14 protein-coding genes are annotated in these 13,190 nt (G+C 36.5%); 7 read left to right on the forward strand and 7 right to left on the reverse strand.

Annotated elements, in window-relative coordinates; all coding sequences use genetic code 11:
• Nucleotides 1–10 precede the first annotated feature (10 nt).
• The 4 genes from thiL to CQ046_RS00380 all read left to right on the forward strand — a co-directional run bounded on the left by thiL (nt 11) and on the right by CQ046_RS00380 (nt 4,370).
• The gene (thiL, locus tag CQ046_RS00365; protein ID WP_105700359.1) at nt 11–1,063 is read left to right on the forward strand and encodes a thiamine-phosphate kinase; all 1,053 of its coding nucleotides are present in this window, start codon (nt 11–13) and stop codon (nt 1,061–1,063) included.
• A 91-nt stretch (nt 1,064–1,154) separates the two neighbouring features.
• Nucleotides 1,155–1,973, forward strand: coding sequence for a helix-turn-helix domain-containing protein (locus CQ046_RS00370; protein ID WP_105700360.1), 819 nt, complete (start codon nt 1,155–1,157; stop codon nt 1,971–1,973).
• The gene (locus tag CQ046_RS00375) at nt 1,948–3,363 is read left to right on the forward strand and encodes a multidrug effflux MFS transporter (RefSeq protein ID WP_165790436.1); all 1,416 of its coding nucleotides are present in this window, start codon (nt 1,948–1,950) and stop codon (nt 3,361–3,363) included. Before CQ046_RS00370 ends, CQ046_RS00375 begins: the two co-directional genes overlap by 26 nt.
• 98 nt (nt 3,364–3,461) lie before the next feature.
• A complete protein-coding gene (locus CQ046_RS00380) occupies nt 3,462–4,370 on the forward strand; it encodes a DUF6268 family outer membrane beta-barrel protein (protein ID WP_105700362.1) in 909 nt (302 codons plus the stop codon).
• A 57-nt stretch (nt 4,371–4,427) separates the two neighbouring features.
• Here the strand turns inward: CQ046_RS00380 and CQ046_RS00385 are convergent, their stop codons facing one another.
• From CQ046_RS00385 to CQ046_RS00400, 4 genes are all read right to left on the reverse strand, one after another.
• Complete coding sequence (locus CQ046_RS00385) at nt 4,428–5,162, reverse strand: LytR/AlgR family response regulator transcription factor (RefSeq protein WP_105700363.1); 735 nt, start codon at nt 5,160–5,162, stop codon at nt 4,428–4,430.
• Nucleotides 5,155–6,213 (reverse strand): sensor histidine kinase, encoded by a 1,059-nt coding sequence (locus tag CQ046_RS00390; RefSeq protein ID WP_105700364.1) that lies wholly within the window; start codon nt 6,211–6,213, stop codon nt 5,155–5,157. Before CQ046_RS00390 ends, CQ046_RS00385 begins: the two co-directional genes overlap by 8 nt.
• A gap of 79 nt (nt 6,214–6,292) precedes the next feature.
• On the reverse strand, nt 6,293–6,886 hold the full coding sequence (locus CQ046_RS00395; protein WP_105700365.1) for a porin family protein: 594 nt from the start codon (nt 6,884–6,886) through the stop codon (nt 6,293–6,295).
• Between the two features lie 151 nt (nt 6,887–7,037).
• Complete coding sequence (locus CQ046_RS00400) at nt 7,038–7,277, reverse strand: hypothetical protein (protein WP_123906546.1); 240 nt, start codon at nt 7,275–7,277, stop codon at nt 7,038–7,040.
• A gap of 200 nt (nt 7,278–7,477) precedes the next feature.
• Between CQ046_RS00400 and CQ046_RS00405 the strand changes: the two genes are divergently transcribed.
• Nucleotides 7,478–7,825 (forward strand): hypothetical protein, encoded by a 348-nt coding sequence (locus CQ046_RS00405; protein ID WP_105700367.1) that lies wholly within the window; start codon nt 7,478–7,480, stop codon nt 7,823–7,825.
• A gap of 91 nt (nt 7,826–7,916) precedes the next feature.
• Here the strand turns inward: CQ046_RS00405 and CQ046_RS00410 are convergent, their stop codons facing one another.
• The 3 genes from CQ046_RS00410 to pepT form a co-directional block, all read right to left on the reverse strand.
• Nucleotides 7,917–9,224, reverse strand: coding sequence for a hypothetical protein (locus tag CQ046_RS00410; RefSeq protein WP_105700368.1), 1,308 nt, complete (start codon nt 9,222–9,224; stop codon nt 7,917–7,919).
• 155 nt (nt 9,225–9,379) lie between these two features.
• Nucleotides 9,380–9,946: an energy transducer TonB gene (locus CQ046_RS00415; RefSeq protein ID WP_105700369.1), complete on the reverse strand. Its 567-nt coding sequence runs from the start codon at nt 9,944–9,946 to the stop codon at nt 9,380–9,382.
• A gap of 6 nt (nt 9,947–9,952) precedes the next feature.
• Entirely contained in the window at nt 9,953–11,200 is a 1,248-nt protein-coding gene (pepT, locus tag CQ046_RS00420) for a peptidase T (RefSeq protein WP_105700370.1), read from the reverse strand.
• 187 nt (nt 11,201–11,387) lie between these two features.
• On the opposite strand from pepT, the gene CQ046_RS00425 reads away from it, so the two are divergent.
• Both CQ046_RS00425 and CQ046_RS00430 read left to right on the forward strand, forming a co-directional pair.
• On the forward strand, nt 11,388–12,236 hold the full coding sequence (locus tag CQ046_RS00425; RefSeq protein WP_105700371.1) for a hydroxymethylglutaryl-CoA lyase: 849 nt from the start codon (nt 11,388–11,390) through the stop codon (nt 12,234–12,236).
• Between the two features lie 112 nt (nt 12,237–12,348).
• Nucleotides 12,349–13,185, forward strand: a complete 837-nt coding sequence (locus CQ046_RS00430; RefSeq protein WP_105700372.1) for a sulfurtransferase — start codon at nt 12,349–12,351, stop codon at nt 13,183–13,185.
• Nucleotides 13,186–13,190 lie beyond the last annotated feature (5 nt).

Raw genomic sequence — 13,190 nt, forward strand, 5'->3', positions numbered from 1 at the left:
ACAGAAATTTATGTTTGAAGATAAATCACAGGAGCTGACGCCCATTTCGAAATTAGGAGAATTCGGTCTTATTAAGCATTTGACAGAACATTTTCCTCTATCCAATGAATCTTCGGAGCTTGGAGTAGGAGATGATGCGGCAGTTATTAATCCTGATCACAAAAAAGTAGTTCTTACAACAGATGTGCTGGCGGAAGGAGTACACTTTAATCTGGGCTATGTTCCATTAAAACATTTAGGTTATAAAGCTGTGGTGGTAAACCTAAGCGATATTGCAGCAATGAATGCAACGCCTACACAGATTTTGGTTTCTCTTGCGGTGTCCAATCGTTTTCCGGTGGAAGCTTTAGAAGAAATCTATTCCGGAATTCAGGCGGCTTGTGGAAGATACAAAGTTGATTTGGTTGGAGGAGATACGACAAGTTCCAATTCCGGGCTGGTAATGAGCATTACAGCTGTAGGAATTGAAAACGAAGAAAACATCGTAAAAAGAAGCGGAGCAAAACCAAATGATCTTCTTGTGGTAACAGGAGATTTGGGTGGAGCATACATGGGATTACAGATTCTTGAAAGAGAACATGCTGTTTTTCTTGCTGATCCGAATATGCAGCCTGAAATGGAAGGCTACGACTATATTCTGGAAAGACAGCTGAAACCTGAAGCAAGAACAGACGTTAAAAAGATTTTAGAAGAATTGGATATCAAACCAACTTCTATGATTGATATTTCAGACGGTCTGGCTTCCGAAATCCTTCACCTTTCAGATCAGTCAAATGTAGGATTCAGATTGTATGAAGAGAAAGTTCCATTGGATAATCTTACGATCTCTACGGCGGATGAAATGAATTTGAATCCGGTAATGACGGCTCTAAGTGGTGGGGAAGATTATGAGCTTTTGTTCACGATTTCAGCAAATGATTTTGATAAAATTAAAAACCATCCGGATTTTACCATTATAGGACATGCAGTAGAAAAAGAAGAAGGAAACTTTATGGTAGCAAGAGGATCTAACCAGCTGGTAGCACTTACTGCTCAGGGTTGGGATGCTTTTTTAAACCAATAAAACCGAAAAATTATATTTAATTTTAAATATTGTAAGAAAACCGCAGCACTTTTTTTGCTGTGGTTTTTGTTTATAGCTAAATAATGTTGTGATGATTACATCGGAAAAAGAAATCCCTGTTCACCATTTGACTTCTGAAGAATTTCAGATGAGTACTCTGAGTGATGCCGGCCCTGAGAACTTTCATGATGTTCACAGGCATAATTTTTTTGAAATTATCTGGTTTAGAGAAGTGTATGAAAACAGCCGTTTAGAACTGGATTTTGAAAGCTATAAACTTGAGAACAATCAAATCTGCATCATTGCACCGGGGCAGGCTTTCAACATGAAATTAGAAGGAGAGAAGGGGTATGCCATGGCAATAAGCCGGGAAATTTTCAATGAAGCCTGTAATATAGAATCCGTGCTTACGGGAGGAGAGCTTCCCTTTTTTTTAAATCCAAAAAATGAAAAAACCTGCAGTACCATTATAGCATTGATGGAGCAGGAATATAAAACAACAGCAAGAACGGAACTCTTAAAGGCTTATCTGAAAGCGTTTTGTATTATCATTGGAGAACAAATTATTCCTCAGGGACCTTTGTTGAATGACCGTCAGCGCATTCAAGAACTGATTGGTCTTATTGAAAAGCATTATATAGAGCATAAAGAAACAGGTTTCTATGCAGATCAATTGAAGATAAGCAGTCATCATCTTAATGATATTGTGCGTCTTTTGAGAGGGACAACAGTAAAAAAAATGATTGCCCAGAGAATTATTCTGGAAGCAAAAAGAGAGCTTAGTTTTGGCGCCTTAACCGTAAAAGAAATCGCTTTTAAATTAGGTTTTAGCGATGCTTCTTACTTTTCCCGCTTTTTTAAAAAACATACCCTGCAAAATCCTGATGGGTTCAGACCTGGAAAAGGTTAATCCTCAGAATGTTCCTTTAATTTTTAGTTTGAATAAATTATTTGAACACAATCAGATAAGAGAATCCTCAGTTTGTGCTATCCTTCCTTCAGTTCTTTTATTGAAAAACGATACTTTTTACAGCAATTTTGCAGCTGGAAAAAACGCCTGCGAAGGCTTATTGTTATTTATGAAGAAGAATTTGAATATTGTAGTGTTTATTCTTGCACTACTCAACACATTGGAGTCGCTTAGTATAGATCTTTATCTTCCCGCTTTCCCAAGTATGGCGAAGATTTTTAATACGGATATCGGGCATATTCAGGTATCCATTTCTGTTTTTTTTGCAGGATTTGCTTTCGGACAGCTGTTATGGGGACCTTTATCTGATAAAAAAGGAAGAAAACCGATGCTGTATTGTGGGCTTTTGCTTTTTATTATTGGAACAACTGCCATTTATTTTACATCCGATATTTATGTTTTATGGGCTATGCGTTTTCTACAGGCATTCGGAGGAAGTGCCGGAATTGTTATCGGAAGGGCAATTATTATTGATCTTTATGATAAGCATAAAGCAGTCACTATCTTTTCACAGCAGTCTCAGATCAGTGGTATTGCTCCAATCGTGGCTCCGCTACTGGGAAGTGTATTTCTTAAATTCTGGGGCTGGAATAGTTCTTTTGCCTTTTTATGCATTATGGGATTGATCACTTTTTTCATGGTATACAAATATGTTCCGGAAACCAATACCCGAATCCATCTTTCCGATGATGAAATGCTGGATGAAAAAGGATTAAAAGATCAGCTGAAAATGATTATTTCCAACAAAGACTTTATCAATAGTACGATGGTGGGAAGTATTGCTTTTGCATCGTTAATTATTTACATCTCGAACGCACCATTTTTATTCATGGAGATCCATGGTTTTTCAAGCAGTACATTTAGTTTTATTTTTGCTTTTAACTCACTGGCTTTGATAACGGCAGCTTATATTACACCTAAATTGATCAAAAGAATAAGCAATTCAACGCTTTTATTTGCTGCTACAATCGTTTTATTAGTTGTATGTACGCTTCATATACTGATTGCGGCAGAAAACCTTTCTGTAGCGTTAGAAATTGCAATGCTTTATCTGTCATTACTTGCTATTGGTATTCTGTTTCCAATCACCTCAGCCCATGCTTTATCTCCATTTAAAGAAGGAAGAGGAACTGCAGCTGCTTTATTGGGCTTTATGCAGCTGATGGTAACCTTTTTAATATCAGGGCTGATAGGCTTTTTGGAAGCAGATTCTATTATTCCAATGGTGGGAACACGTTCTGCAATGGCATTAATCGCGGTATGGTTCGGATATCGAATTTTTAAAACTCAAAAAGTAACTCCTTCAATAGTGGTACAACCGGGAAACTAATCCTCTTATTTGATCCTGTTGTCATACAATCCGGGCACTTAATCAAGTAATTTTTGTAAAAAATAGCCAAAGGGTTCTCTTTGCATCAAATTTAAAATATGAAAAGAACCCTTTCGACGGCTTTATGCTGTATACTGCCATTAGGATATTGGGTAAACGCTCAATCCGGACTCTCTGCAGAGCTTAAAACCGAATACATTCCTGCCTCCAATTACATCCGGCCTGAAGACAGTACAAAGACCAATTCCAAAAGTGATTTTAAAAGAGTAGATATGAATCTCAACATTCCGTTATCTGTTAAAAAAGATACCGACGGAAAAGTAAGATCATGGTCTATGCTTTTGAGCGGATCTTATGCAAAGATGACCCACAAAAATTACGAAACTCAGTTGTTTCCTGATCAGATGCTGAATGCTCAAGTCGGAATACAGCATATGAGGCCTTTGGGCAAAAAATGGAGTATGATGATGACGGCATCTGTAGGAGTATATACAGACCTTGAAAAAGTAAGTTTTGATGATGTATTGGGGCAGGGCGGATTATTATTTATCAGACATTTTAATCCTAATCTTTCTTTGGGAGGAGGTCCGGTGCTTACTACAGCCTTTGGAGTTCCTATGATCTTACCCTGGATTTATTTTGACTGGAAAACAAATGGAAAGATTAAATTCAATATCAATTTCCCGCAAGGGATGGAAGCCGGTTATCTGTTTTCAGACAAATTTGCTTTAAAAGCAGTTGTAGATCTCAGCGGGATGACGGTAGAAAGAAATAAGGATGGAAAATCTATGTTGCTGGGCTATCAGCAGATCACCGCAGGGCTCAGACCAGAAATAAAGCTTAATGACAGGCTTACTTTACGTCTCACAGGAGGAACGGCTCTATTGAGAAGCTTCAGTGAGAATGACCGAAAGATCAAAAGCATTTTCAGAGACAAAAAAATAGCAGATCCTAGATTTGCCAGTACTTTCTATGCCGCAGTATCCCTGCGTTGGAATCTTCCATAAAAAAATGCCGGAAGCAGGAAATTTAATAACTCCCAGCTTCCGGTTTCTCTTTACCGACTATTTGCTTATTAACTTTTTGTAAACCACTTGATTAAGGAGCTCTTCCTTTCTGGTGCGTGATATGGGAAGCTCAATTTTATTAATAAAAAGACGTCCTCCCGAAATCATATCGATATGAGTAATATTGATGAGGTAAGATTTGTGAATCCTGAAAAAATGATCTGAAGGAAGGGACTCTTCAATAGCTTTCATCGTCTGATGGATAATCAGTGATTTATCTTTAAAATGAAGCCTGGTATAGTTCTGCATACTTTCAATATAAAGAATATCTACCCAGGAAATTTTAATAAAGGTATCAGACTGCCTTACATAAAGAAAAGGATCATCCAGAATGGTGTTGTTTTTTAATTTTTCACTAATGATAAACTGTTGCTGTGCCTTATTTACAGCCTGATAAAAACGATTAAAAGCGATCGGTTTTAAAATATAATCCACTACCTGAAGACGGAATCCTTCCAAAGCATATTCAGAATAAGCTGTGGTAAGAATACACAAAGGAGGATTTTCCAGCTGTTCCAAAAATTCCAGACCCGTAAGATAAGGCATATTGATATCCAAAAAGAGGAGATCAATTTCGTTCTCCTTCACTATGGTATCTGCCTCCAAAGCTGTAGCACAGGTACCTTCAACGGATAAAAAATCAATCTGATCTGCCAGTTCTTTAAGGTGGAATCTTGCCAGAGGCTCGTCATCTATAATCAGGCACTTCATTTTAGGGATATTACTACTCATTATTATCAGATAATTTTAAAATTAGAGTTACTTTAAAAACATTATTGTTCGTTTCAATCTTTAGATCATGAGAATCCGGATATTGAAGTTTTAATCGTTTCTGTACATTTTGAAGGCCAATTCCGCCTGTTCCGTCTTTCTTTTTATGAATTGCTCTATCAGAATAGGAATTTTCAACACAGAAATAAAGGGTATTGTTTTCTTCTTTACAGGAAATTTCAATATATCCTTTATATCCAGGAAGTCTGCAAACATACTTAAAAGCATTTTCAATAAAAGTAACCAAAAGGAGAGGTGCTATGAAAAGTTTTTTATTGGTCATTTCCCAGGTTACCCTTACGTCCAGTTCATTCCCCCATCTTAGTTTTTCAACTTCTACAAGGTTTTGTATATGTTCTATGTCTTTATTGAGGAAAACCAGATTTTCATTACAATGGTAAAGCTGATAGCGTAATATATCTGAAAATTTAAGCAACAAATAATCAGCAAGTTGTGTATCCGTTTTCATCAGAATATGGATGTGGTTCAGAATATTGAATACCACATGAGGGTTGATCTGATCCTGCAGGAGTTTAAGCTGGTTCTCCAGGTGAGCCTGCTGAAGGAGAATATGATCACGCTCTATTCTTCCATGTTCTTTATAAAATTTGATTCCGCATGCTGCTCCATTGATCAGGAATGAGGCGGGCAAAGACATATAAAAACCTTTCCATAAAAAAGGAAGCTGATCTGAAAAACTTTGTGGAAGCTGTTCTTTTGGAGCAACCTCAAGATAAGTAAAAATAACTGCGAAGATCAGACTTAATATGAAAATAACCATCACAACCTGTACTAGAAACCTTTTCATCTTTTTTTCACGCAAAGCTTTCGGAAGAAGCTTATTGGTCAAAAAATGAGTGAAAGTAAAAGAAGAAACTGTAATAATAACAGTTTGAATCATAGCAAGATACTTCTCTGTTGTAATCTGGAAATTACACCAAAGTACAATAGCGAGAACAAGCCAGAAAATAAAAGTAAATATGTATTCTTTTAAAACAAAAGATTTCGTCATGGAAAGGGAAATAGATTAATAAAAAAATTAGAAACCGCAGGGAAGACAGTTTCTAACAGGTAAAGATAATTTAAGTTTTTTAGAACAGGAAATAGCCTATTCCCAAGGAAAAACTGTGGGGTTTGGACTTAAATTCTTTACTAATGCTTGTAAGGCCGGTCTCATACCTCAGATCTACTGTGAAGTTTTTATAATCTAATCCTATACCTCCTGTAACTCCAATATTGGATTTGTCGAACTTTTTAAACCCTTCCTGAAGAGACTGAGAAGTCGACAAATTATTGTTGAAAGCATAGCTGTAAACTCCTCCGGCAAATATTCTTACATTGAAATCATCGGTTTTCATCAGTTTATATCCTACTACCACAGGAATATCAATTGCGTTCCAGGAAAGTTTTGAAGAGCTTCCGTCTTGGGACTGAAATGACGTTTTTCTTTTGTTGAACAAAGCTTCTCCCTGCACATAAAGTTTTCCGATATCCATTCTTGTCATTACTCCTGCCTGATACCCCAAACCATATTTTCCTTCCAGTGAAGACTCCGTTGAGGTTTTTGTAAAGTTGGCCCCTCCCTTTACCCCAATGTGAAAAGCAGGAGTCTGCTGTGCTTTGGTTTCTATACTGCAGAAAATGCATAATAACAATGCACTTAGAGCGAAAAATTGCTGCTTCATAATTTAATTGTTGTTTAAAATCTGATGCAAAACAACAACTATGAAGAATGGAATGAAATTTTATTTGATGAATGGCAGAAATGATTTGACAAAGATCTGTTTTTGAGTGAAAAATGAAACCGGAAGTATCACTACTCCCGGTTTTCTATTACTAATAAGGTTGTTCTTCACAAATAGAAGGAGGATTGCATCCACCACCACCGCCGCCAGGGTTTCCACCGCCTCCTACAGCGATGCATTGTCCTGGATTTCCGTCTTCATACATTTCACATGCATATCCCCATGCGCATTGGCAGTCGTCCTGACAATTATAAGAGTTGCCTCCCATATGGCAGCCTCCATTTCCACTTCCTAAAATTTCAGATAAGTCTTTTCTCAAAAGTTTTTTCATTGTTTTCATGATAATTTGGTATTAAAAGTTATTGTATAAAATTGTACATTCTTGTAAATATAATAAAAATGTCTTAATGAATTGTAAATGAAATACATGTATGGGGCTTTCTCCGCAAAGAAAATGAGAAGCATGATTTAAAATAATCACTAATTTAGTTAAGAAGAAGTGTATTTATCTTAAGTCTAAAAAATAATAACATGGAAAAAAAGAAAAACTATTGGAGCACTTTTATTGTAATAGGACTGATTATTTTAGGTTATGTTGGATTAAAGGTTCTCCAAAAATATAGTTTCAATAAGGAGTATGAAAGTACATATATCGGGATTGTCACAAAACAGAAGCCGGGTTCCAGGGGTTTTGATGATTTATATCTTTCTAACGGAAGTATTATCCACTTCGCATTTTATGAAGGATGGGTGAGAGAAGCTCCATTTGTAGGAGACTCCGTAAGTAAAGATAAAGATTCGAGAGAAATAAGAGTGTTTAAAAAAGATAAAAGTACTCATTATCAATATTATAAATCTTTGGATATGATTTCTGAATAAAAAATAACCCGCTTTGATGGAAGCGGGTTTTAATATTATTTTTTTAGCAAAATTTCGTTTAAACGTATATTTTTAAATGAAAAGTTTTGCCTTAAAAACTGAAATCCTTTTGATACAATAAATATTCTTTTTTGAAAAGAGGGAAGGTTCCTTCATATCTTAAAGGAGCTATTCCAAAACCATAGAACATATCCGCCTGTATTTTACCTTTTACAGAAAACACTCCTTTTCTTTCAGGAATAAATGTGAGTCCTAAAGATGAAAGGGCAGAAGCTCTTCCCCTTAATCCGGAATTGGCAATAGGAATAGAAATAAACATCAGTCCTACGGCTCCTTTAGCCTCTAAACCAGCTTCAGCAGATAAGTTTCCTTCCACACCGGTGACGGCAGGATCTGATTTCTTTTGAAGGTTAATATTAATCGCGGGAGTTTTACTTACCAGAAAGTTGGCATTTCCTTCAAGATCCAAAAGCTGCCCCTGAACTTTTCCGGTTGCCTGTACTCCTAGAAATGGTCCGGCAGAAATAGTAGGGCTTAAGATTAGTCCGGTAGGTCCTAACACGATGGGTACTATAGGAATATTCAGATAGTCTGTAGTACTTGCGGTATAGCCAAGACTTCCTACAATAGTGGCAGTACTCTGAAGTTGGATGTCATCCATGATGAAATTGACGTAAAAATCAGACAAATGTCCCCAAGAGAATGTAATATTGTAATCAATTTTTGGGGTAAACCCACCTTTTACATTCACATTGGACGTTCCTGCCGAAGACAAAGGAAATGAAAAGGTTTTATCAAAATTAAAGCGATTGAAAGCAACTATTTTTTGCTTTTGCAGATTCCTTGCTTCAATGGAAAATATTTTATTATTGATTTCCTGGGAAACCATTCCTTCTACGGGAACATAATTTACCATTTTTCCATTGATACTAACGGGAGCTTTGTCTGAAGGATCATACACTCCGCTTAATGTTCCGCTATAAATAAATTCTTCAAGCTTCGCACTGGATGTTTGTACGGTGAACTGGTTATTCGCTTTAGAAACCGAGCTCACTTTTGAAAGGATGGTGCTCACCTGATCGCCTTCTACTTTTGTACCTACAATAACAGTTCCTGCGGAAATGCTGTCTGTTTGCGGAGTCATACGGCTAAATGTAATCTGTCCTTCATTATGAACAGAAATAGCGTTTACGGATTCATCATTCAGGATGATAACATTTTTTTGTAAAGTCAGATTTCCCAAAGTCTTCATTTGAACAGACTGTGTGGGCTTTTCAACAGGAGTATCCGCGGGATCATCCTGAGAACAAGACGTTAAAAGAAACAAACAGAAAATAGAAAAAAGAAAAGAAAAATAAAATTTTCTGTTGATTTTGAAGTGGTTAGATTTCATTTTCATAAGCAGTGATTTTAAGTTTCTCTCTAATTTAGAAGAATTATCTAAGGCCTACAAAAGAATTGCATTAAATTACTGTCAATAACATAATGATTTTCAGTAACATTATTCAAATATGAAAAAGAAAAACCCGCTTCAATAAAAGCGGGTTTTTGATATTATTTCTTAAAAACGAATGTTAAAGGGAGAGAAACAGTAGAAGATACAGGTTTTCCCTTGTCTTCTGCGGGTTTCCATTTTCCTTTCTCTTTGATTCGGTAAAAAGCAGCTTCAATGAAGGCATTGACATCCTCATTATTTCCTTTTACATTAGGATCAAGAGCATTTCCTTTAGAATCCACCACAAAGGTCATCGTTACTTTATAAGAATCCGAATAAAAACCTAAAAAATCAAGATTGACAGCCTCGGATAATTGCTTTTGGAAAGCTGCTTTACCCTTGTCATATTCCGCTTCTTTAGTAATTTTTGTTTTTACAGGAGGATTTGCAGCAATCATTTTCTTATCATCAAGAGAAGCCTTATCCAAAGTCTCTTTGTAAGCTGCAATTTTATCCTCTGTCAAAAGCCACTCTTTCTTCGTTCTTAAATCATTAGGCTTAGGATATTTGTTATACAGAGCCGTTTTCTTTCTCTCATAGCGGGAATCTGCCCTCTGAAACTCAGAAACCTGGGCACTGCCAAAAATAAAAGTGAAAATGAAAGCTGATGCTAAGACCTTTTTCATGATTTATTATGCTTTTACAATATTAATAATTACTTCGGTTGCTTTCTCCATGCTTTCCAGAGCTACATATTCGTATGGTCCGTGGAAATTGATTCCTCCAGCGAAAATATTAGGGCATGGAAGTCCCATATAAGAAAGCTGAGCTCCATCTGTTCCTCCTCTGATGGCTTTGATCTTAGGCTCAATACCCGCTTCAGTCATTGCTTTTGCAGCAAGGTCTACAATGTGCATTTTACCTTCAAATTGCTGCTTCATATTTCTGTATTGTTCTTTGATCTCCACTTCAGCAGTTCCTTCACCATGTTTTTGGTTGAATTCAGCTACTTTTCCTTCCATGAACTTCTTTCTGGCTTCGAATTTATCTGCATCATGATCACGGATGATGTATTGAAGTTTTGCTTCAGAGATATCAGCTGTAATATCCATTAAGTGATAGAATCCGTCAAAACCTTTTGTTGTTGTTGGTGTTTCGTTGGCAGGAAGCATTTGAGCAAATTCCGCAGCTAAAAGAGCTGCGTTGATCATTTTTCCGTAAGCATAACCTGGGTGTACACTCAATCCGTGGATTTTTACAACAGCTCCGGCAGCATTAAAGTTTTCATATTCCAATTCTCCAACTTCTCCACCATCCATCGTATAAGCCCATTCTGCGCCAAATTTAGCAACATCAAATTTATGAGCTCCTCTTCCGATTTCTTCATCAGGAGTAAATCCTATAGCAATTCTTCCATGCTTAATTTCAGGATGAGCAATAAGATATTCCGCAGCAGTTACAATTTCTGCACAGCCTGCTTTGTCATCAGCGCCAAGAAGAGTCGTTCCGTCGGTGGTAATTAATGTTTGACCGATATATTTTTTTAAACTTTCAAATCTTGAAGGAGATAAAGTGAATCCTGTAGCCTGATTCAACAGAAGGTCATTTCCGTCATAGTTTTCCCAGACCTGAGGTTTTACATTTTCTCCGCTGAAGTCTGGTGAAGTATCATAGTGTGAAATAAATCCAATCGTAGGTCTGTCATCATTTTCAAGTTTAGAAGGAACATATCCCATAATATAACCGTGCTCATCAATTGAAACATTTTCCAGGCCGATAGTCTTCAGTTCTTCAGTAATATAGTTGGCAATATCCCACTGACGCGGAGTAGAAGGGGTTGTTTCACTTTCTGCATCGCTGGTTGAATATATTTTTACATAGCTAAGAAAACGGTTCAGTAATTTTTCTTTCCACAATGGGTTGAATTCTATTGTACTCATCAGATATCATAAATTTTAACAAAGTTAGCAAATTTGATGCTGAGAATACGTTATTTGCGATTTAATATCAGTTATTGAAATTATAAATCAGATATAAATATTTGAAAATCAAAATAGTGTTAGCTTTGTATGTACAGTATACTAAGTAGTTTAGTTTTATTATATTTGAGAAAATCAAAAAGTAACAATGTTTCTTACCGAATGTCCTAGAGATGCCATGCAGGGATGGGGAGAATTTATCCCTACCGATAAAAAAATAGATTATATCAACTCCTTGATGGATGTTGGCTTTGATGTATTGGATTGTCTGAGTTTTGTTTCTCCAAAAGCAATTCCGCAGATGGCTGATTCTGATGAGGTGGCCAAAAATATCGACAAATCACGTTCCAAGACTAAAGTTTCTGCCATCATTGGTAATTACAGAGGTGCAGAAAAAGCGTTGAAGCACCAATCTGTAGATATACTTGGATTCCCGTTTTCTATTTCAGAAACTTTTCAGCACAGAAATACGAATAAAAGTCAGGAAGAAGCTTTCGATGAAATCATTAAAATGCTTGAACTGGTAAAAAGCGAAGGAAAACAGCTTAATATCTACTTCTCGATGGCTTTTGGAAATCCATATGGCGAAATGTGGAAATGGGAAGATGTTGACCAGTGGGCACAAAGATTCTCTGACATCGGAGTGAAAGATATTCTATTATCAGATACTACCGGAGTAGCAACTCCTGAAACGATTGCTCTTTTGTTTGAAAAAATACCTTCAAAATATCCAGAGATCAACTTCGGAGGACATTTTCATAACCGTTATGAAGATTCTTATTCGAAATTAAAAGCGGCTTATGATAAGGGCTGCAGAAGATTTGACAGTGCCATTAAAGGAATCGGAGGATGTCCTATGGCTAAGGATGATCTTGTGGGAAATATGCCTACAGAACAGGTCATCAACTTTATGAGTGTTGAAAAAGCAGAACATAAACTGAACCTTCTGAATTTCGAAAGTTCTTATAACAAAGCGAAGGATATTTTTCATTTTTAAATAGGAGTGAAGAATAAAATAATCAATAGGAGCGGGCTTTAGCCCGCTTTACTATATTGAAATATATATGGCTTTAGCCAAAACATACTTAAATTAACCAAAATCAACAAAAATGTCTCCAATTATCTCATCATCCGAACTCAAAAATATTCCAACAGAAAATCTCATCATTCTTGATGCAAGAACGGGAAAAGATGTAAAACAGAATTATCTAAATCAGCATTTAAAAGGAGCAAGATTTATTGATCTGGATAAAGATCTGGCTGAAATAGGTGAAAATGCTGCTTTTGGAGGCAGGCATCCACTTCCTTCTGTAGAAAAGTTTGCTGAAACACTTTCGGGTCTTGGAATATCAGAAGGAGCTCATATTGTTGTCTATGATGATAAAAATGCTTCAAACGCTGCGGCAAGGGCATGGTGGATGCTAAGGTCTTTTGGATTTGAAAATGTTCAGGTTCTTGATGGCGGAATGCAGGCAGCAGAAAAAGCAGGCTTAGAATTTTCTTCGGGAGAAAAGACATTTGATAAAGCAGCTTTAATTAAAAAAGAGCAATGGCTTCTTCCGGTTTCAAGCCTGGAAGTTGTTGAAAATGAATTAAAAAACGGTTCTTCTACGGTTGTTGATGTGAGAGATGCTTATCGTTATAAAGGTGAATCTGAACCTATTGATTTGGTAGCTGGACATATTCCGGGAGCAATCAATATTCCTTTTTCTGAAAATCTTGATGAAAATGGAAATTTTTTGAGTCCTGAAATTTTAAAAGAAAGATATAAGCAGTTATTAGAAAACAAACCTGAACATCTGATCATTCACTGTGGGTCGGGAGTTACTGCCTGTCATACTATTTTAGCTTTGGACTATGCCGGATTTCCCATTCCGGATCTGTATGTAGGTTCTTGGAGTGAGTGGAGCAGAAGAGAAGGAAAGGAAATAGCAAAAGATATTTAAAAATA

The organism is Chryseobacterium sp. MYb7 (assembly GCF_002979455.1).
Classification (GTDB): Bacteria; Bacteroidota; Bacteroidia; order Flavobacteriales; family Weeksellaceae; genus Chryseobacterium.